Source organism: Corynebacterium ureicelerivorans (assembly GCF_000747315.1).
Lineage (GTDB): Bacteria > Actinomycetota > Actinomycetes > Mycobacteriales > Mycobacteriaceae > Corynebacterium > Corynebacterium mucifaciens.
This window is the reverse complement of the sequence record NZ_CP009215.1, coordinates 136,909-155,295: the sequence shown is the minus strand read 5'-3', so window position 1 is coordinate 155,295 and position 18,387 is coordinate 136,909. Positions and strand designations below refer to the sequence as shown.

At 67.9% G+C, this 18,387-nt stretch carries 23 protein-coding genes; 6 read left to right on the top strand and 17 right to left on the bottom strand.

The genetic code is table 11. The features are described 5' to 3' along the window. The first annotated feature begins 89 nt into the window (after positions 1-89). Positions 90-716, top strand: coding sequence for a DedA family protein (locus tag CUREI_RS00795; protein WP_038609312.1), 627 nt, complete (start codon positions 90-92; stop codon positions 714-716). A gap of 54 nt (positions 717-770) precedes the next feature. Here CUREI_RS00795 and CUREI_RS00790 read toward each other — a convergent pair whose 3' ends face one another. Continuing rightward, on the bottom strand, positions 771-974 hold the full coding sequence (locus tag CUREI_RS00790; protein ID WP_038609309.1) for a cold-shock protein: 204 nt from the start codon (positions 972-974) through the stop codon (positions 771-773). Between the two features lie 181 nt (positions 975-1,155). Between CUREI_RS00790 and CUREI_RS00785 the strand changes: the two genes are divergently transcribed. Further along, a complete protein-coding gene (locus CUREI_RS00785; protein ID WP_038613596.1) occupies positions 1,156-3,501 on the top strand; it encodes a DEAD/DEAH box helicase in 2,346 nt (781 codons plus the stop codon). Between the two features lie 3 nt (positions 3,502-3,504). Here CUREI_RS00785 and CUREI_RS00780 read toward each other — a convergent pair whose 3' ends face one another. The 7 genes from CUREI_RS00780 to ssd form a co-directional block, all read right to left on the bottom strand. After that, the gene (locus CUREI_RS00780) at positions 3,505-3,819 is read right to left on the bottom strand and encodes an Rv3654c family TadE-like protein (RefSeq protein ID WP_038609307.1); all 315 of its coding nucleotides are present in this window, start codon (positions 3,817-3,819) and stop codon (positions 3,505-3,507) included. After that, positions 3,819-4,088, bottom strand: coding sequence for a hypothetical protein (locus CUREI_RS00775; protein WP_038609303.1), 270 nt, complete (start codon positions 4,086-4,088; stop codon positions 3,819-3,821). The genes CUREI_RS00780 and CUREI_RS00775 overlap by 1 nt, the downstream gene beginning before the upstream one ends. Then, positions 4,088-4,255 (bottom strand): DUF4244 domain-containing protein, encoded by a 168-nt coding sequence (locus CUREI_RS00770; protein ID WP_038613594.1) that lies wholly within the window; start codon positions 4,253-4,255, stop codon positions 4,088-4,090. Before CUREI_RS00770 ends, CUREI_RS00775 begins: the two co-directional genes overlap by 1 nt. Before the next feature lie 67 nt (positions 4,256-4,322). Continuing rightward, the gene (locus CUREI_RS00765) at positions 4,323-4,874 is read right to left on the bottom strand and encodes a type II secretion system F family protein (RefSeq protein WP_038609300.1); all 552 of its coding nucleotides are present in this window, start codon (positions 4,872-4,874) and stop codon (positions 4,323-4,325) included. Then, positions 4,871-5,617, bottom strand: a complete 747-nt coding sequence (locus CUREI_RS00760; RefSeq protein WP_038609297.1) for a type II secretion system F family protein — start codon at positions 5,615-5,617, stop codon at positions 4,871-4,873. The genes CUREI_RS00765 and CUREI_RS00760 overlap by 4 nt, the downstream gene beginning before the upstream one ends. Continuing rightward, the gene (locus CUREI_RS00755; protein WP_038609294.1) at positions 5,614-6,735 is read right to left on the bottom strand and encodes a TadA family conjugal transfer-associated ATPase; all 1,122 of its coding nucleotides are present in this window, start codon (positions 6,733-6,735) and stop codon (positions 5,614-5,616) included. Before CUREI_RS00755 ends, CUREI_RS00760 begins: the two co-directional genes overlap by 4 nt. Beyond that, a complete protein-coding gene (ssd, locus tag CUREI_RS00750) occupies positions 6,736-7,752 on the bottom strand; it encodes a septum site-determining protein Ssd (RefSeq protein ID WP_038609291.1) in 1,017 nt (338 codons plus the stop codon). Between the two features lie 178 nt (positions 7,753-7,930). Here ssd and CUREI_RS00745 point away from each other — a divergent pair, with 178 nt between their 5' ends. Both CUREI_RS00745 and CUREI_RS00740 read left to right on the top strand, forming a co-directional pair. After that, positions 7,931-8,752 (top strand): HAD family hydrolase, encoded by an 822-nt coding sequence (locus CUREI_RS00745; protein WP_038609288.1) that lies wholly within the window; start codon positions 7,931-7,933, stop codon positions 8,750-8,752. A 115-nt stretch (positions 8,753-8,867) separates the two neighbouring features. Then, positions 8,868-9,425, top strand: coding sequence for a phage holin family protein (locus CUREI_RS00740; RefSeq protein ID WP_038609285.1), 558 nt, complete (start codon positions 8,868-8,870; stop codon positions 9,423-9,425). Here the strand turns inward: CUREI_RS00740 and CUREI_RS00735 are convergent. From CUREI_RS00735 to nth, 4 genes are read right to left on the bottom strand one after another with little or no spacing between them, the layout of a single operon-like run. Then, the gene (locus CUREI_RS00735) at positions 9,415-10,602 is read right to left on the bottom strand and encodes a MarP family serine protease (RefSeq protein ID WP_038609279.1); all 1,188 of its coding nucleotides are present in this window, start codon (positions 10,600-10,602) and stop codon (positions 9,415-9,417) included. The genes CUREI_RS00740 and CUREI_RS00735 overlap by 11 nt on opposite strands. Before the next feature lie 10 nt (positions 10,603-10,612). Continuing rightward, positions 10,613-11,311: an NUDIX hydrolase gene (locus CUREI_RS12160; RefSeq protein WP_038609275.1), complete on the bottom strand. Its 699-nt coding sequence runs from the start codon at positions 11,309-11,311 to the stop codon at positions 10,613-10,615. Continuing rightward, the gene (locus CUREI_RS12155; protein WP_038609270.1) at positions 11,312-11,845 is read right to left on the bottom strand and encodes a TlpA family protein disulfide reductase; all 534 of its coding nucleotides are present in this window, start codon (positions 11,843-11,845) and stop codon (positions 11,312-11,314) included. Continuing rightward, entirely contained in the window at positions 11,842-12,615 is a 774-nt protein-coding gene (nth, locus tag CUREI_RS00720; protein WP_084768400.1) for an endonuclease III, read from the bottom strand. The genes CUREI_RS12155 and nth overlap by 4 nt, the downstream gene beginning before the upstream one ends. A 262-nt stretch (positions 12,616-12,877) precedes the next feature. Between nth and glxR the strand changes: the two genes are divergently transcribed. Then, the gene (gene glxR, locus CUREI_RS00715; RefSeq protein ID WP_038609260.1) at positions 12,878-13,561 is read left to right on the top strand and encodes a CRP-like cAMP-activated global transcriptional regulator GlxR; all 684 of its coding nucleotides are present in this window, start codon (positions 12,878-12,880) and stop codon (positions 13,559-13,561) included. A 1-nt stretch (position 13,562) separates the two neighbouring features. On the opposite strand, the gene CUREI_RS00710 is transcribed toward glxR, so the two are convergent. The 4 genes from CUREI_RS00710 to CUREI_RS00700 are packed head-to-tail and all read right to left on the bottom strand — an operon-like array spanning position 13,563 to position 15,402. Continuing rightward, positions 13,563-14,375: an MBL fold metallo-hydrolase gene (locus CUREI_RS00710; RefSeq protein ID WP_038609254.1), complete on the bottom strand. Its 813-nt coding sequence runs from the start codon at positions 14,373-14,375 to the stop codon at positions 13,563-13,565. A gap of 40 nt (positions 14,376-14,415) precedes the next feature. Further along, positions 14,416-14,871: a RidA family protein gene (locus tag CUREI_RS00705; protein ID WP_038609252.1), complete on the bottom strand. Its 456-nt coding sequence runs from the start codon at positions 14,869-14,871 to the stop codon at positions 14,416-14,418. After that, positions 14,872-15,027 carry a DUF4177 domain-containing protein gene (locus CUREI_RS12150; RefSeq protein WP_162472647.1) on the bottom strand — a complete coding sequence of 52 codons (156 nt, stop codon included), beginning with the start codon at positions 15,025-15,027 and terminating at the stop codon, positions 14,872-14,874. It lies immediately after the preceding gene. Between the two features lie 15 nt (positions 15,028-15,042). Then, positions 15,043-15,402 carry a WhiB family transcriptional regulator gene (locus CUREI_RS00700; RefSeq protein ID WP_038609249.1) on the bottom strand — a complete coding sequence of 120 codons (360 nt, stop codon included), beginning with the start codon at positions 15,400-15,402 and terminating at the stop codon, positions 15,043-15,045. 151 nt (positions 15,403-15,553) lie between these two features. Here CUREI_RS00700 and CUREI_RS00695 point away from each other — a divergent pair, with 151 nt between their 5' ends. Continuing rightward, positions 15,554-17,926: a penicillin-binding protein gene (locus CUREI_RS00695; protein WP_038609246.1), complete on the top strand. Its 2,373-nt coding sequence runs from the start codon at positions 15,554-15,556 to the stop codon at positions 17,924-17,926. Here the strand turns inward: CUREI_RS00695 and CUREI_RS00690 are convergent. Further along, positions 17,923-18,375 carry a GatB/YqeY domain-containing protein gene (locus tag CUREI_RS00690; protein WP_038609242.1) on the bottom strand — a complete coding sequence of 151 codons (453 nt, stop codon included), beginning with the start codon at positions 18,373-18,375 and terminating at the stop codon, positions 17,923-17,925. The genes CUREI_RS00695 and CUREI_RS00690 overlap by 4 nt on opposite strands. Positions 18,376-18,387: the final 12 nt, after the last annotated feature.

Sequence of the window (18,387 nt, the reverse complement as noted above, 5' to 3'; positions counted from 1 at the left end):
TAGCACACGATTGTGCACCCAGGTAATACAGCTACACTGCTCGGGTGCCCCGCTTCCGCCCGAATCGGGGACGGAAAGGATGCGTCTTCGTGGTCGATTCCCTCATCGATTTCTTGCACACCCTCATGGCGATGCCCGTGTTCTATCCGATCGTCGTTGTGCTCATCATCGCAGACGCCCTCGCGCCGGTCGTGCCGTCGGAGACCGTACTGAACCTCGCCGGCGCGTTTTCCGCCTCGCGCGGGGTGCCCAACCCCTGGGGCGTCATCCTCGCAGCCATTATCGGCGGGATCATCGGCGACAACATCTGCTTTGCCCTCGGCGGCAAGCTCATCCACCGCGTGGACAGCCTGGACCCGGAGTCGAAGGCCGGCCAGGCCATCCAGTGGGTGCGCCGGAACATGAACCGCGGGGCGGGCGCGACCATCATCGTCGCCCGCTTCATCCCGTGGGCGCGCTGGGTGGCCACGATCGTGCTCGGATCGGTGCGCTACAACTGGTTCAAGTTCGTCTTCTTCGACACCCTCGGCGTGATCCTCTGGGCCTTCTTAAGCGTCGGCGTGGGATACCTGGGCGGGCGCATCCTGCAGGACTACCCGCTGCTCGCCATGCTGCTCGGCGTCGTGCTGGGTTCCACCGTCGGCTACCTCATTCAGAAGGCGCAAAACCGCCTCGCGGAGTGGCGCGACGTGCGCCAAGGCGTCAGCGCCGTATAAAAGCCGCATAAAAAACGGGGCTTCGAGCGAAACCCCGTCGATACGCAGAACGCGCTAGATTGCGCGCACCTGCTGGGCCTGCGGGCCCTTTGCGCCCTCGCCGACCTCGAACTCGACCTGCTGGTTTTCTTCCAGGGTGCGGAAGCCGGAGCCCTGGATCTCGGAGTAGTGGACGAAGACGTCGGAGGAGCCGTCGTCCGGAGCGATGAAGCCGAAGCCCTTTTCTGCGTTGAACCACTTAACAGTTCCGGTTGCCATGGTGAAGCCTTTCAAAAAATTGAGTGATGATGTCGTCCACCAGGGCCTAATCGGGTCCTGGTGCCCGCGTGCACAATCCTCGCGAGCACCTCTTCGGGCGCACACAAAATCTGTGACCGCCACCCAGTCTGCCATGAATTGCGGGCTTTAGCACTGGCGAGTGGCATACTTCCCAGTCATCATGGTCTCCCCCTTCGGCGCCGAGCTCGTCGGCGCACTCGAGCGCAGCCACCCGTCGGCCACCATCACCCACGTCGAGCATGTGCCTGCACGTCTGGCGCGCTACGCCGCGTGGCCCGAGTGGGTGGAGCCGAGGCTGCGGCGCGTGCTTACCGACGCAGGCGTCGCCTCGCCCTACCTCCACCAAGCCCGGTGCGCGGAGCTTGCGTGGCAGGGGCGCGACGTGGTGGTGTCCACGGGGACCTCGTCCGGCAAGTCCCTGGGCTACCAGTTACCGGTACTCACGGCACTTGCCCAGGACCCCACGGCGTGCGCGGTGTACCTCACCCCCACCAAAGCCCTGGGCTCCGACCAGCTGCAGGCCACGCTGCGGATGACGCAAGGCGCGGGGCTGGAGGGCATCCACCCGGCCCCGTACGACGGGGACACGCCGGTGGAATCCCGCGCCGGCATCCGCGAGCATTCTCGCTACGTGTTTACCAACCCCGACATGCTCCACGCGGGCATGCTGGGTTCGCACGCGCGGTGGGCGCGGCTGCTGCGGCACCTGAAATACATCGTTGTGGACGAGTGCCACACGTACCGCGGCGTGTTCGGCGCAAACGTGGCGCTGGTGCTGCGGCGGCTGCTGCGCATCGCGTCAGCCTACGGGTCGTCGCCGACGTTGATCTACGCCTCCGCCACCGCGGCGGACCCGGCCGGGCAGGCGCTGCGGCTCAGCGGACGTGAGGCTGTGGCCGTGACCGACGACGCCGCGCCCGCCGGCGAGCGCACCATCGTGCTGTGGGAGCCCGGCTTTATTGAAGGCGCCGAGGGCGAGGGAGGCGCACCAGTGCGCTACCCAGCCACGACCGAGGCGGCCTCCGTATCCGCCCAGCTTCTGCTCCAAGGCGCGCGCACGCTCACGTTCGTGCGCTCCCGGCGCGCCGCGGAGACGGTGGCCATGCGCACGCAGGAGCACCTCGTGGTGGCGGGCCGAGCGGACATGGCTGACCGCGTGGCACCGTACCGCGCGGGCTACCTGGCCGAGGACCGCCGCGAGTTGGAGCGCCGTCTGGACGAAGGCGAGCTACTCGGCGTGGCCTCCACCAATGCGCTGGAGCTGGGCATTGACGTGGGCGGGCTGGACGCGGTGGTGATGGCCGGCTTCCCGGGGACGGTGGCGTCCTTCCGCCAGCAGGCCGGGCGCGCGGGCAGGCGCGGCCAGGGCTCGGTGGCGGTGCTGGTGGCGCGCGACGAACCGATGGACACCTATTTGGTGCACCACCCCGCCGCTTTGTTGGGCAAACCGGTGGAAAACAGCGTGTTCGATCCCTCCAATCCGTATATCTTGCGCGGGCATATGTTCTGCGCCGCGGTCGAGCGGCCGCTGACCGAGGCGGACGTCGACGCGTTCGGCGCCCGCGACGTCGTGGACGACCTCACGGCAGCGGGTCTGCTGCGCCGCCGCCCCAAGGGCTGGTTCGCGGTGCCGCAGCTGGACGGCGAGCTCACCCCGGAAACCGCGCACGCTTCGGTGTCCCTCCGTGGCGGCGTGGGCGAGCAGGTGATGATCGTGGACGTCACCGACGGGCGCCTGCTCGGCACGGTAGATGCCGCCCGGGCGATGAGCCAGGTCCACGACGGCGCGGTGTACATCCACCAGGGCGAGTACTTCGTGGTGCAGTCCCTGGACTTGGATGATTACGTCGCGCTGGTGGTGCCGGAGCGGCCGGACTACTCCACGCAGGCGCGATCAACCACGGACATCACCATCTTGGGCACACCCCACGAGCTGGTGAACCCGTCGCCGGGCCTGTGGGTGGCAAGTATCGACGTCGAGGTGCTCGACCGGGTCACCGGCTACGTGGTGCGGCTTGCCGACGGCACCGTCAGCGAGCACATCCCGCTCGACCTTCCAGAGCAGCGCTTGGTCACCCGCGCCGTGGCCTACACCATTGACCCGATGGTGCTGGACGAGCTCGGGATCACCGCCGGCGAGACCCCGGGCGCACTGCACGCCGCCGAGCACGCCGCCATCGGCCTGCTGCCGCTGTTGGCCACCTGCGACCGCTGGGACATCGGCGGTGTCTCCACCGCCCTGCACCCGGACACGATGTTGCCCACCGTGTTCGTCTACGACGGCCACCCGGGCGGCGCGGGCTTCGCCGACGAAGGCTTCGCCCGCTTCCACGAATGGATCGAGGCCACCTGGGAGACCGTGCGCTCCTGCGGCTGCGAGGACGGTTGCCCGTCGTGTGTGCAGTCGCCGAAGTGCGGCAACGGCAACCAACCGCTGGACAAGCACGCCGCGCTGAAGCTGCTCGGCGCACTTGTGACCATGACGGCGGGCCAGGCGCAACGCTAGGGCTTAAGGCCCGGCGCGTGCGGCGGCCTCCGCCCGGCGTCGGGTGGCAGTGACCACAATGTCGCCCGCGGTGAATTCGCAGGACGCCAGACCCGCGCTGTTGAGTTCAGCCGTTCGCCGCGCCGCCGTGCAGGCATCAGCGCCCCGGTACAAGGCGCTCGCGCCTGCCACCGCCGCGAGGTCGGCCGCCACACGCACCCGGTGGGTGTCCGCCACCTGCATCCCGAGCGCCACCACCGCAAGCGCCAGCGAGACGACGGCGGTGATGATGCCGCTCGCGGTGACGGTGGCGGAGCCTTCGTCGTCACGCAGCGGCATCAGAACTCCACGGGGAACACTGCGGTGGCGCGCATGGTGCCGATCGGGGCGGGGACGGCAGCCTCGGCTGTGGCGAGCCCGGCGCGCTCGGTGACCTCGACCGCGCCCCGCGGCGCCGAGTAATCGACGCCGAGGGCGTACGCGCGGGCTGCCGCGCCGGCGACATCGACGGCCGTGATGTAGGCGGCGACGGTAGCGATGCCACCCACAATGGCCGCGGTGACGACCACGAGGGAGGACAGCGACAGCGCGGTTTCAACGGTGTTCATTAGCCGGGCGTGTTGCTCAAGGCGTCGGTGATGACGCCCTCGATGGCGTTGGTGACGGCGTCGCCGTTGACGACCAGGTAGAGCACACCCGCAAGCGCGGCGGCCGCGAGGCTCCCAAAGGCGTACTCGATGGTGCTCATGCCCTGCTCAGAGCGCATTTTTCGCATGCGAGACGCAGCGTACAGGGAGGCGGATGTGAGTGCAGAGTTCAGGTGGTGCATGGGAAATCTCCTTCTAGTGGATGAGTGTTTGGCCGAGGCTGATCACCGCGGGTGCGAGCCCGAGGACGAAAAACGCCGGCAGGAAGCATGCGGTGAGCGGGATGGCGATGAGCACGCCCGCGCGTTCCGCTTTGGCTTTAGCTCGGTCCCCCGCGGTCGCCCGGAGCTGGGCGGCGATGCGCCTGCAGCCCTCGGCGAGCGAAGTCCCGGAGGTGGCGGATAAGGTCACAAGCCCTGCCAAGTCCTCGCCGCCGGGAAGGTGGCGAAGCTCGGCCCAGGCGCGCTGAGGCTCAACCCCCAGCGCCGTCAGCGAGGCCACGGTGTGCCACGGGCCGCGGCCACCGACGTAGGTGTCGGCAACTGCGGCGGCCGCGGCGCCGGCAGGCAGGCCCGCTGAGACACAGGCCGCGAAGAGCTCGATGTCGCTCGCGCAGCGCTCCGGGTCGACGGCGAAGGGGCCGTCGCGCGGAGCCTTCGGGGTGGGGGTGGTGACCCGGCCCGCCGGTCCGGCCGGGGCAACCGCTAGTGCTCCGGCGATGAGGAGGGCGGGCAGTACGCCGATCATGCGCCCGCCCCCTGGATAATCCGGCCAGAGACCAGCACCCCGGCGCACACGAGCGCGGTTCCCGCCACCAGCAGCACCCCGCCCAGCCCGCCGCCGGTGAGAAACGCTATGGGCGATGCCCCCATCGCCGTGCCCATCAGGACCCCAGCCGCAGGCAGCGCGGCAAGCACCGCCGCTGTGGTTTGCGGGCCGGCGAGCGCGGCACGGGTGGCGTCCCGGTGGCGGTTAGCGTGATCGATATCGTCACGCAGCGCGGCGATGAGTTTCGCCAGCGGCACCCCGCGCGAGACGGAGAGCGTCCACAACACTCCCAGGCGCTCGAGCTCAGGCACGCGCGGCTCCAGCCGGGCGCCTGTGCGGGCTTGGTGGGCGATGCGCATCGCGTCTGCGCGCACCTGCGCCTCCCCCACCTGCTCGCCCGCCCGCGCCAACGCGTCCGGCAGCGTCGCACCTGCCTGCAGGTTGGTGGACACGGCGCCCAGATACGCCGCCACAGCCGCTCTGCGCCGCCGCTCTGCGCTGGCCGCCCGCCGGGCACGCAGCATGTGAATCGCGGTCGCCCCCGCCATCGCCCCGGCGACGGCCAAGGTGACTCGGCCCAACACTACGGCCCCCGCAGCTGCGCACGCCGCGGTGACGGGGATGCGGTGTGATACAAGTGTGCGGCCGCGCTCGGCGACGCGGCGGGCCGGGGCTGGCTCGGCGAGCGCGGCAGCACCGGCAACGAGAAGTGCCGCGATCATGGGGCCAGCTCCTCATACCCGGCCAGTGCGCCCCGTTCGGCGTCCCAGACCACCCTTGCGCGAACCGGCTCGCCCTCGAGCACGCCGATCTGTTGCAGGTAGCGGGTGCCGTCGCGGCAGCGTTTCACCACCAGCACCACATCGATTGCCGCCGCAAGCTGGGCGTGCAAGCCGGCGCGGTCCAACCCACCCAGCGCGGCCAGCGCTTCGAAACGGGCGGGCACCTCCTCAATGGGGTTGGCGTGCAGGGTACCGGCGCCGCCGTCGTGGCCGGTATTGAGCGCCGCGAGCAGGTCCACGACCTCCCCGCCGCGGATCTCACCCACCACAATCCGGTCCGGACGCATGCGCAGCGACTGGCGCACCAGGTCCGCGATGGTGATCTCGCCGGCCCCCTCCGCGTTTGCGCCGCGGCTGGTCAGGTTGACCACGTGCGGGTGGTCCGGTGTGAGCTCCAACGTGTCCTCGATGGCGATGATGCGCTCGTGCCGGTCGACCTCCGCCAGCAACGCGGAGAGCAGCGTGGTCTTGCCGGAACCGGTGCCGCCGACCACCATGAACGCCTTGCGCGCCGCGACGACCGCGCGCAGCACCTCGGCGCGCTCGTGATCCAGCGACCCACGCGCAACCAGATCGTCCAGCGTGGCGGAGGCGGTGCGCAGCACGCGCAGAGAAATACAGGTGCCGGCTTGGGAGGTCGGCGCCAGCACGGCGTGGAAGCGAAGCAGGGTGCCGTTGTCGCGGCGGATGTGGCCGTCGCAGAACGGCTGCGCGTCGTCCAGGCGGCGCCCACAGCTGACCGCGAGGCGGGTGGCCAGCCGCCGTACCGCGCTTTCGGAATCAAAGGTCAGCCCAGACCGCTGTAGCCCCTGCCCGCGGTCCACGTACACCTCGTCGGGGCTATTGACGCAGATATCGGTCACGTCCGGGTCTGCTAGCAGTGTCTCCAGCGGGCCAGCGCCGGTGGTGTCGTCGCGGAGCTTGCGCATGATGTCCAGTACCCCGATATCACTGATCACCACCGCCTCTTCGCGGATGATCGCGGCGATACGCGCAGGGTCCGGCTGCCCCGGCTCGTCGGCCAAACGTCGCTTGACGCGGGCGAGCACGTCGTCCATCTACGCCGCCTCCCTCAGCACGGTTTCCGCCGCGCGGGCGAGGGGGCGCGGCAACCGCTCAGGCAGCCCGGACTGGTCCAGCTGCTTAGTCAGCCCCCGCACCCCGGCCACCTGAGCGATGACGGAGGCCTTCGCGGTGTGCTCCACTTCCTCCTGCCCGAGCGACGCCCACGCACCCTGGCGCAGCACCAGCGCGTTGGCCACCCCGGCCGCGTTACATTCGGCCACCACCCGCGCAGCCGCCGCGGCGGCGCGCAGCTCAGGCCGCAGCACAATGACTGCGAGGTCGCAGCGGTCCGGCAGCAGCGCAAGCGGCGCGTCTACCACCGTCACCCCCGCAGACGAGGCAGCCGCGACAACCGCATTGACCTCTTCTGCCTCCAGCCGGAACGGATCCGCCACCTGGGTGCGCGGAAACGTCAGCAGCGCCACCCCGTCATCCGTGGCGGGCAGCGCAGCGCGCAGCTGCGTACGCGAGACCGCCCCTTCAGCGCCGAAGTCGATTTCGCCCCAGCGCGCGCCGGGCGTGTGCTCCAGGCCCAGCAGCAAGTCGAGCCCGCCGGAACACCGGTGGGCGTCGACGAGCGTGGCGTCCCCGGCGGCGCGGCACACCGATGCGGCCAGCACCGACGCCCCAGCCCCGCCGCACGCGCCCAGCACCGCAATCACGCTCGCGTCCGCCGCCGTCGCCGGAAAGGCGAGCGAGAGCGCGCCGATCCCCCGCAGCACGTCCACGGCCTGTGCCGGAAGCGCGTAGTAGTCCTCGCGCAGTGCCGCTGACGCGGTGTCCGCCACCACGGTGAATACGTTTGGCGCGCGCGTGCTGGGACCGAGTGCGGCGGCCCGGAGGTCGTCGACAAGCACGGCGAGCGCCTTGGCGGCGTGGCGGGTGAGTTGGGTGTCGTCGACCACGTCGATGACCTGGTGGCCTGTGGCGGCGGCGATGTGGACGGCTTCGGCGTGCAGTGCGGGATCGGCCACCGCGACGACGACGGGACCTGTATTCGCGTGATTCATACCCGTAGCGTGCAACCGCAACGCAAGCGAAACAATAGGTGCCACAGATCCTGTGGATAACCCACCCAGGTCGCGTACGCCGCAACAATTCATGTGTGGATAAGTTGCCCCATCCGTCACACCAGTTTCACAGAGAAGGGCTACGTAACCGTAGGATCTGCGGTCTACACTGCACACTATGTTTGCGCACGCGCCGGTAGCGGCCTTCTTCGACCTGGATAAGACCATCATTGCCACGTCGTCCGCATTCGCTTTTGGCAAAGAGTTCTTCAAGGGCGGCATGATCACCCGCCAGGAGGCCTGGGAAATCTCCCTCAGCAAGGCGCAGTACATGCTGGTCGGGCAGTCCAGCGAGAAGATGGACACCACCCGCGACACACTCGCGCAGATGGTCGCCGGCTGGGAGGTGGAAGACATTCAGCGCATCACCCGCGAGACGCTGCGCGAAGTCGTCGCACCCGCCATTTACGCGGAAGCGCGCGAGCTCATTGCCGCCCACAAAAACGCCGGCCACCACGTCATCATTATCTCCGCCTCGGCGAGAATCCTGGTGGAACCCATAGCCCAAGAGCTCGGGGTGGACACCGTGGTCGCCACCGAGATGGCTGTCAAGGACGGCAGGCTCACCGGCGAAGTGACCCGCTACCTCAAAGGCGGGGCGAAGGCTGAGGCGGTGCGCCAGTTCGCTGCCGAGCACGACTTCGACCTAACCAACAGCTACGCCTACTCCGACTCAGCCACCGACATCCCCATGCTGGAGCTGGTGGGCAACCCGGTGGCCGTCAACCCGGACCGGGCGCTGAAGAAGCACGCGCTGGCCAACGGCTGGCAGGCCCGCACCTTCAAAAATCCGGAGCCGCTGTTCCAGATGCCCAACGCGCGCGAGGTGGGCATCGGCGCGGGCGTGATCGCGGGCGTGACCGCGCTGGCCGTGGCGGGGGTATTCATCGCCCGGGCCGTCGGCGGCAAGGGCTCGGACGACAAGCGCCATTCCGCGTAGGCGATTTTTACCCCGATTCGGGCAAACACCCCCGCGTGTCGCTAACATCGTGTGAAGAATTTCCAGGCACCTTTACGGGTGCCGCGTGATTGCCACCCAGGAAGGTGAAACAACAGTGAGCAACGAAGGCCTCTACACCAGCGGCTCGACCGCCGTGTCCGCCAAGGTGGATTCGATTCCACTGCGCGACACCTACGCAACCCAGCCCGGCAACGATTCCATCGGCACCCTGATCTCCAACGCGTCCGAGCAGGTCTCCACCCTGGTCCGCGGCGAGATCGAGCTTGCCAAGGCCGAGGTTATCGGCGAGGTGAAGAAGGGCGCCGTCGGCGGCGGCCTGTTCGCAGCCGCCGGCGTGATCGCCCTGTACTCCTCCTTCTTCCTGTTCTTCGCCCTGGCAGAAATGCTGGCCTCCTGGATGCACCGCGGCTGGGCATTCCTGATTGTCTTCCTGATCATGCTGGCGCTGGCTGGCCTGCTCGCCTTCGTCGGCTTCAGGAAGATCAAGAAGATCAAGGCGCCGGAAAAGACCATCGAGTCCGTCAACGAGCTGAAGAACCTCAAGCCGGGCCAGGCGCAGAAGAACCTGACCAAGGACGAGGCTGGCCTTTACACCTCCTCCGGCACCGGTTCCTCCCTGCCGCGTACCGGCTCCACCGCCGTTACCCGCTAACGCAGGCTTGCGTATCCGCGGGGCTGGTCAGGCTCCGCACGTCCCCTACGCGCTGCTGCACCTGGTGTGCAGTCAGCGCGTAGCCCGTTTCTGAGGTGTCTAACGACGCCCCGAAAATCATCCCTGCGACCTCGCCCGACGGGGTGAGCAGCGGACCACCGGAGTTTCCCTGGCGGATGTTGCCGCGGATCGTGTAAGTCTCGCGCTCCACACGCCCGGTGGTGTAGATGTCGGGCCCCGCGATCTCCAGTTTGCCGCGGACGCGCGCGGCCGACGCCTCGAACGGCCCCGACTTCGGGTAGCCCATCACCACAGCGTCGTCGCCTGCGGCGAGCTCGCCTTGCGCCCAGCGCAGCGCGGGCAGCCCCAGCTGCGCGGCGCGCAGCACCGCGATGTCCGCGTCCGGGTCGTAGAGCACAACCTCCGCCGGTTTAACACCCACCACCGTGTCCAGCGACACCCGCTCCGTGCCAGCCACCACATGCGCGTTGGTGAGCACGTAGCCGTCCTGGATGACAAACCCCGAGCCCATCAGGCGCCGCCGGCAGCTTTCCGCGTCCCCCATTACGTGGACAATGCTGGGCCGCAGCTTCTCGACGACCTCCGGCCGCAGCGCCTTTTCGTTTGGCGCCGCCACCTCGACCCCGCGCGGCGATTCGAAGGGTGAGACCAGGGGCGGCAACCCGGATTCGTCGAGTAGCGCCGCAAACCGCGCCGGCAGCTTCGCCGCCGCGTCTGGAACGGCGGCGTTGATCCCTCCGAGCACGCGGGAGGAACGGATGCCGTCCCCCAGCTCGCCGGGCACCGAGGCGGCCAGCGGGATGGACACGAACCACAGCACCGCTGCCACGGCGACCGACTGGAAACCCGCGCCCAGCACCGAATCCAGTGCCCGGCCCACCTGCGAGCGCATGCGGCCACGCACGTTTCCGCCCACCGTGGCGCCGACGAGGTTGCCCAGACCCACGAAGACGACGATCAGCGCGATGAGCAGCACAATGCGCGCTGTACGGGACTCGGCAAGCTCCAGCGCGTGCGGCGCGACCGCCAGGCCGATAACCAGGCCCGCGGCAATGCCCACGGTGGAAACTACCGCCGAGACAGCCCCCTGGCGCCAGCCGCTGGCAAAGGCGCCGGCGACGGCGAGCACGAGCAGGACGTCGATAACCAGGTGCATTCCGGTGATGTTACCGCTCGCGGTTGGCGGACCGTGCCAGCGCAGCACGCAAGTCGCCCGGCCGCTCGTCCCACGGCACGGCCCATCCCCCTAATTGCAACACCACGGACATCAGCACCCCGGTAAACCCCCACACCAGGTACTCGCCGGCCCAGAAGGCAGGCCCGGACCATCCCTGCATCCCCAGCATCGCCCGGTTTACCGGGTCCACCAGCTCGCGCACCGGGATGAAGAAGACGGCATCCGTTTCCTCCTCGCTCGCCGGGTGCACGTTGCCCGGCTCCGGGGCATACGCCACCACGGGACGCACACGCCGGTTGCTGCCGCCGGTGGTGGCGGAGTCGAGCACGGCGAGCGGAATCACCCCGGCCGGGTCCAACCCCGTCTCCTCCCACGCCTCGCGCAGGGCGGCGCCCACCGGCCCGCCGTCGGCTGCGTCGATGTGTCCGCCCGGGAACGCCATCTGCCCGGAGTGGCTGCGCATGTGCGGTGTGCGGTGTGTAATCAGCACCCGCGCGTCCTCTGGCAAGGCAGTGGCGCGCGGGTCGCCCGCGAAGAGGATCAGCACCGCCGCCTGGTCCGCCCCGCCCTTCTGGCGCACCCGCGGGGACAGCAGCCTGCGCGGGATCGCACCGCCGCCGCCGTCGATCGCATCGACCAGCGGTTTGAGCCACGCGGGAGCGCGGTCGGGCCGCAACTGCGCGTCCACCTAGATCGCCCCTTGCACGGCCTCGGCGAGCTCGCTCGCGGAGGTGAACTCGCGGGCGAACACTGACACCTGCTCACCGCCGCGCAGCACCACCGTCACCGGCACAACGGGCGGCAGGCCCTGCGCGGCCGCGAACACGCCCGAATCGTCCTGGTAGCTCGGCAGCCCCACCCCAAGCTCGTTGAGCAGCGACGCCCCGTTCGCGGCGTTGCCGTCCGCGTGCACGCCCACCACGGTGTATTCCGGGTGGGCGCGCGCGAACTCCTCCACAACGGGCAGCTCAGCGCGGCACGGCTGGCACCACCAAGCCCACACGTTGACCACGGTGATCTCCTTCGCCTCGCCCGCGACCTCGCCGCCCAAACAGGGCAGATCCAGGCCAGCGGGGCAATCAGGCCGCTGGGCCACCTGCTTCTCGACGGCCACAGGTTCCCCCGAAGGTTGATCGTCCATAAGCAAACTGCGCGCGCCCGCCACCACAAGCAGGGTCACTGCGATGATTGCGCCGACGCTGATCCAGATAGCGCGCTTCATGCCATCCCCAAGATGTGGTCGCGCTCCGGACCGGTGACAAGGTCCGCCGCCGCCTCGGGGTCGGTGGGCCCGGCGCCGAAGCTGGGGCAGTCGAAGGCGATTGGGCACACGCCGCACGCGGGCTTGCGGGCGTGGCAGATGCGGCGGCCATGGAAGATGATGCGGTGGGAAAACATGGTCCACTCGCTGCGCTCGATGAGGCCTGCGATGGCGTGCTCGATTTTCACCGGATCCGTCGCATCGGTGAGCATGAGGCGCCCCACCAGCCGCTGGAAGTGGGTGTCCACCGTCAGCCCCGGCATGCCGAACGCGTTGCCGCGCACCACGTGCGCAGTCTTGCGGCCCACGCCCGGCAGCGTCACCAAATCCTCCAGCTTCGTGGGCACCTCCCCACCGAAATCCGCCACGAGGCGCTGGCCCAGACCGATGAGGTTCTTCGCCTTGGAACGGAAGAAGCCCGTGGAGCGGATGATCTCCTCCACGTCCGCCTGGTCCGCCTCGGCGTAGGCGTCGGCAGTGGGGTACGCGGCGAACAGGGCGGGGGTGACCATGTTCACCCGCGCGTCCGTGGTCTGCGCCGAGAGCACGGTGGCCACCAGCAGCTCGAGCGGGTTGGTGAAGTCCAGTTCCGCGTGCGCGTCCGGGAACGTCTCCGCGAGGGTGCGGTTGATGCGGCGGGCGCGGCGGGTGCGCCCGATCTCCGTCTCCCTGCCTTTCGCCGCGGGGTGGGTCCCTGGGCGACGGTGTTTGTTCGGGGTGGTCGACGGCATGAGGGACATGCTAGTGATCCGTCTCGTAGAATGACACCTATGAATCTCATTCTCGTGCTGCTGATCCCGCTGGTGCTCGGAGCGTTCACGTTGGCGATGGAGCGGCTGGAAGCACGAGCCGTGGATTAGACCGAGTTGAGAAACCGTCCGCCCAGCACTCCTAGACAGTGGTAGAGTGCGTGAAGCATTGTGACGGTCGCACATAACCGCGTGGAGAGTGATTACTTCCACTCACTGCGGCTGCCCGAACGGAGGAGGACACATGGAAGGCGTACAGGACACCCTCGCGCGCGCCGGCATATTCCAAGGCGTGGACCCTGATGCGGTTGCCGCGCTGATCAGCGAGATGGACACGGTGACCTTTCCCAGGGGCACCACCATCTTCGACGAGGGTGAGCCGGGCGACCGCCTCTACATCATCATCGAGGGCAAGATTAAGCTCGCCCGCCACGCTCCGGACGGCCGCGAGAACCTCCTGTCCGTGATGGGCCCATCCGACATGTTCGGCGAACTGTCCATCTTCGACCCGGGCCCGCGCACGTCCTCCGCTGTGTGCGTCACCGAAGTCACCTGCGCGTCCATGGACTCCCAGATGCTGCGCACCTGGATCGACTCCCACCCGGAGATCTCCCAGCAGCTGCTCCGCGTGCTGGCCCGCCGCCTGCGGCGCACCAACGCATCACTGGCGGACCTCATCTTCACCGACGTTCCCGGCCGCGTGGCCAAGACGCTGCTGCAGCTGGCCAACCGCTTTGGCACCCACGAAGGCGGCGCGCTGCGCGTCAACCACGACCTTACTCAGGAAGAGATCGCGCAGCTTGTCGGCGCTTCCCGCGAGACAGTGAACAAGGCGCTTGCCACTTTCGCCCACCGCGGGTGGATCCGCCTAGAGGGCAAGAGCGTGCTCATCGTGGACACCGAGCACCTCGCCCGCCGAGCGCGGTAAGCTACGGCGCCGCCTGCAGGTAGCGCAACGCCACGCGGGTGGACTGCTCGGCAGCTCCGCGTAGCACGGGATCGACGTCGTCGTAAATCGCGTCCACCAGGGTGTTGATGTCGACATTGTCTCCGTAGGTCTTCAGTGCTTCACGGATCTGATCGAGGCGCTGGTTGCGCCGGTCGATGTACTTGCGGGCGTAAGCCGACAGGTCAGCTCCTTCAGGACCGTGGCCCGGCAACAGGGTGATGTCCTTGCCCTGTTCCTCCAGTAGCTCCAGGCTATCCAGGTAGTCACCAAGGTCCCCGTCGGTCTCGGAGATCATGGTGGTATGGCGGCCCGCGATCGTGTCGCCGGTGACCACGGCCTCCAGCTCGGAAGAATCCGGCGCGCCCGGATAGACAAAGAAACATACGGAATCGCTGGTGTGGCCCGGGGTAGCCACCACCTTCAACTGCGGGGTGACGCCGTCGACAGCAATCACTTCGCCATCCGTGAGCTGCTCAGCACCGGCGCAGTATTGCGGGGCGAGCGCACGCACGGGCGCATTCGTGAGCTGGCGGAAGCGCTTCGCGCCGTCAGCGTGATCAGGGTGGCGGTGGGTCAGCAGAATGAGCCCCACATCTCCAGCCTTGGAGTGCAGCACGTTGAGGTGACCTTCATCCTCGGGGCCCGGATCAATGACGATGCTTCGCTGATCTCCCTCCCCTTTGATCACCCAAGAATTGGTCCCCTCCAGCGCCGCATAGCTTGGGTTCGGCGCCAAGACCACCGCGGCGTTGGCGGTCACAGGACGCAGTTGGCTGTAAGCGGGATGTTCCATACCTGCCAGCGTACCCGCTTAGCAGCCAGAACTCGCCGTACTAGCGCTTCAGTTCCACGACGAGCTCGACCTCGACAGGCGCGTCCATCGGCAGCACCGCCACGCCAACGGCGGAACGGGCGTGCGCACCGGCCTCTCCGAAGATGTCCTGGATCAGCTCGGACGCGCCGTTGATCACTGCTGGCTGGCCGGTGAAGCCCGGGTCGGAGGCGACGAAGCCAACGATTTTGAGCACGCGGGCGACGTTGTCGACGCCCACACGGGCATCGACGGCTGCGATCGCATTGAGCGCCGCTTGGCGGGCGTAGCCGTACGCGTCCTCCCCGGACACCTCGGCACCGACCTTGCCCGTGGCGGGCAGTACGCCACCAACGAACGGCAGCTGGCCGGATGTCCACACCTGGTCACCGACCTGCACCGCCGGCACATACGCAGCCACGGGCGCGGCGACAGGCGGAAGCTCGATGCCAAGCTCCTGCAGACGTTCAGTCCACATTTATTCGACCTCGCGCTTCATATAGGCGACCACGTTGTCTTGCGTCGGACCAGGCGTGACGGCGACGAGCTCCCAGCCATCCTCGCCCCAGGTATCCAGAATCTGCTTCGTAGCGTGCGTGAGCAACGGAACCGTTGCGTACTCCCATTTCGTCATGGCGCTCAAGAGTACCTAGAGCCCGACAACTTCGCCGCCGGCGGAGAGGTGCTCTGCCCAATCCGTCACGTGCGGGTTCTTACGCAGCACGGCGCGCCGCTGCCGCTCCGTCAGCCCGCCCCAGACACCGAACTCCACCTTGTTGTCCAGTGCGTCTGCACGGCACTCGGTCAGTACCGGGCACGAACGGCAAATGGCAGCAGCCTTGCGCTGCTCCGCACCGCGGACGAAGAGCGCGTCCGGGTCAGTGCCGCGGCACCGCGCGTGCGTGACCCAGTCCCCACGGTCGAAAACGAGATGTCCGGATGCGTCACATTTGCGTGTGGTTGTCCGCTGTGCGTTGCGTTGCGCGGTGTTACCCAAAGCCGTGCTCATAGCCGTGCTCCTTTGTCCGTGTGCGTACGCCGCCATTCCGGCGGTTCCGTGTAAATGTAATCACAGCAAAATTTTCTCTGTCGAGTGTGTCACATTTTTGGGGGGCCTCACCTATTCACCCGCCGGTGCGGAGTCATTTAAGGTAACGGGGGTGTCCGCACTGAAATCCCTTGGAAGCCTGCTCGTCGCCCTTCTCGCGGCTGCGTTGGCCATTGCGCTCTGCCTTGCCCCCATCGTGGGCCTGGGGGGCGCCGCCCTCGCACGCACCGACGAGACGATGCAGTCCAACCTCTCCGACCTCACTCACGGCAGGGTGCCCGGCGTCACCACGGTCACTGACGCATCCGGCGAGCCAATGGCCTGGATTTTCAAACAGCGCCGCTACGAGGTGCCAAGCGAGGCGATTTCCCAGTACGCCAAAGACGCCCTCGTCTCCACCGAGGACCGCCGGTTTTTCCAGCACGAGGGCGTGGATATGCAGGGCTTCGCCCGCGCCATGGTGACCAACGTCTTAGCCGGGGGTGTGGAGCAGGGCGCATCCACCATCAACCAGCAGTACGTGAAGAACTATCTGTGGCTCGTTGACGCGGAGACTGAGGAGGAAGCCAACGCGGCTACAGAGCAGTCCATCCCCCGCAAGCTGCGGGAAATGCGGATGGCCTCCGATTTGGATAAGACGCTGGAGAAGGACGAGATTCTCACCAGGTATCTCAACCTGGTTTCCTTCGGCAACCACGCCTTCGGCATCGAAGCGGCTGCCCTCACCTATTTCGGCATCCCAGCCCGTGAGCTCGACCCGGCGCAGGCGGCGTTGCTGGTGGGCATCCTCCAGTCCGTCGAGGGCCTGAACCCGTACACAAACCCGGAGGGCGCGATGCAGCGCCGCAATACGGTGCTCACCAACATGGCGGCCGAGGGGTACCTGGAGCAGGCCGAGGCCGACCGCATGGCGGGCACCCCGCTCGGCATCCTGGACGCCCCGAACACGCTGCCCGAAGGGTGCATCACTGCAGGCGACAAGGGCTTCATGTGCGACTACGCCCTGCGCTACCTGGCGGACAAGGGGCTCGACTTGGAGACGATCCAGTCTGGCTCGTACACCATCACCACCACCCTGGATCCGGCCGTGCAGGAGGTGGCCAACAACGCGGTGCGCAACAACGTCAGCCCGTACACCCCGGGGGTTGCGGAAGTGATGAACATTATCCGCCCAGGTGCCGACTCCCGGGACATCCTGGCCATGGCCTCGTCCCGCTTTTACGGCCTGGACTTGGACCAGAGCCAAACCATCCTCCCCCAACCCGCATCCCTCGTGGGCGCGGGCGCGGGCTCGGTGTTCAAGATCTTCACCGCCGCCGCCGCGCTCGAGCAGGGTTACGGTTTGGACAGCATGCTAGACACGCCGGAGCGCTCGGTGGTCTACGGCATGGGCGACGGCGGCGCGGCGAACTGCCCGTCGGGCGCGTACTGCGTGGAAAACGCTGGCTCCTACGCCCCGCGCATGACGTTGCAGGACGCGCTGGCGCAGTCGCCGAACACCACGTTTGTCGAGTTGATTCAAAAGACCGGTGTGGCGCCGGTGGTGGATACCGCCGTGCGCTTGGGCCTGCGCTCCTACACGGATGAGCAGTCTTTCGGCGACGGCCGCTCCATCGCGCAGGCCGCGAAAGACGAGAACATGGGTGCGTTCACGCTCGGGCCGCTGCCGGTCAACGCGCTCGAGCTGTCCAACGTCGGCGCGACGCTCGCTTCCGACGGGCGCTGGTGCGAGCCGAACCCGATTAAGGAAGTGCTGGACGAGCACGGCCAACAGGTCTTCATCGACCGCCCGGCCTGCGAGCAGGCTGTTAGCTCGGATGTCGCCGCCACGCTGTCCCGAGGCATGTCCGAGGACATCACCGACGGCACCGCGGCCGCGTCAGCCCGCAACAACGGCTGGTCCGCTCCCGCGGCCGCGAAAACCGGCACGACCGAGTCGCACCAGTCCACGGCGTTCTTGGGATTCACCCGGGGCATGGCGGCCGCGCCATACATCTACAACGACGGCACCCAGTCCACCCCGCTGTGCACCGCTCCCGTGCGGCAGTGCCGGTCCGGCAACCTTTTCGGCGGCAACGAGGCGGCGGACACGTGGTTCCAGGCTGCCGCGGGTGTGCCGGGCGCGGCCGACGGCGGCCTGCCTGTCGCCGAGCCCGCCTCGGAACGCGACGCCGCACCCGCGGCCATTGACTCGGTCGTGGGCCAATACTCCTCCGCCGCCAAATCCCAGCTTGAGGCGCAGGGCTACACCGTTTCACTCCAAACCGTCGACGGCGGCGGGGCGCCCGCCGGCACCGTGGTGTCGGTAGCGCGAGATGGCGCCGCGGTCACGCTCAACGTCTCCGGCGGGGCAGCCTCGGCCACCCCTTCGTGGCCGGTCTCGCCCCCCTCGACGAGCACCGCTCCCCCGGCGGGCCTCGACGACCTCGAGCGTTCGCTCAACGAGGCCCGCGATGCCATCGCCGATGTCTTGGGCGACTTCTAGCTGCCCAGACGCGCCTTGACCGCCTCGGAAATGCGCTTGCCGTCGGCACGGCCGTCGGCCTTCGCCGTGGCGGCCTTCATGACCTGCCCCATCTGCGCCATGGATTCTGCGCCGGTGTCGGCGATAGCTTCGTCGATAAGCGTGGCGAGCTCCTCGTCGCTCAGTTGCTTCGGCTGGTACACCTCGAGGATGGACGCCTCAGCGAGCTCAGTTTCCGCGAGGTCTGCGCGGCCGTTGGTGGTGTAGATGTCTGCGGACTCGCGGCGCTTCTTGATCTCGCGTGCGATGATCTTCTGAATCTCCGCGTCGTCCACCTCATGCTTGGAGCCCTCGGTCTCGGCGGTCTGGATCGCCGCCAGCAGCATACGGATGGTGCCGGTGCGCTCCTTCTCCTTCGCCTTCATAGCTTCCTTGAGGTCAGCGCGGATCTGCTCTTTCAATGTACTCATGGCAGCGAGATT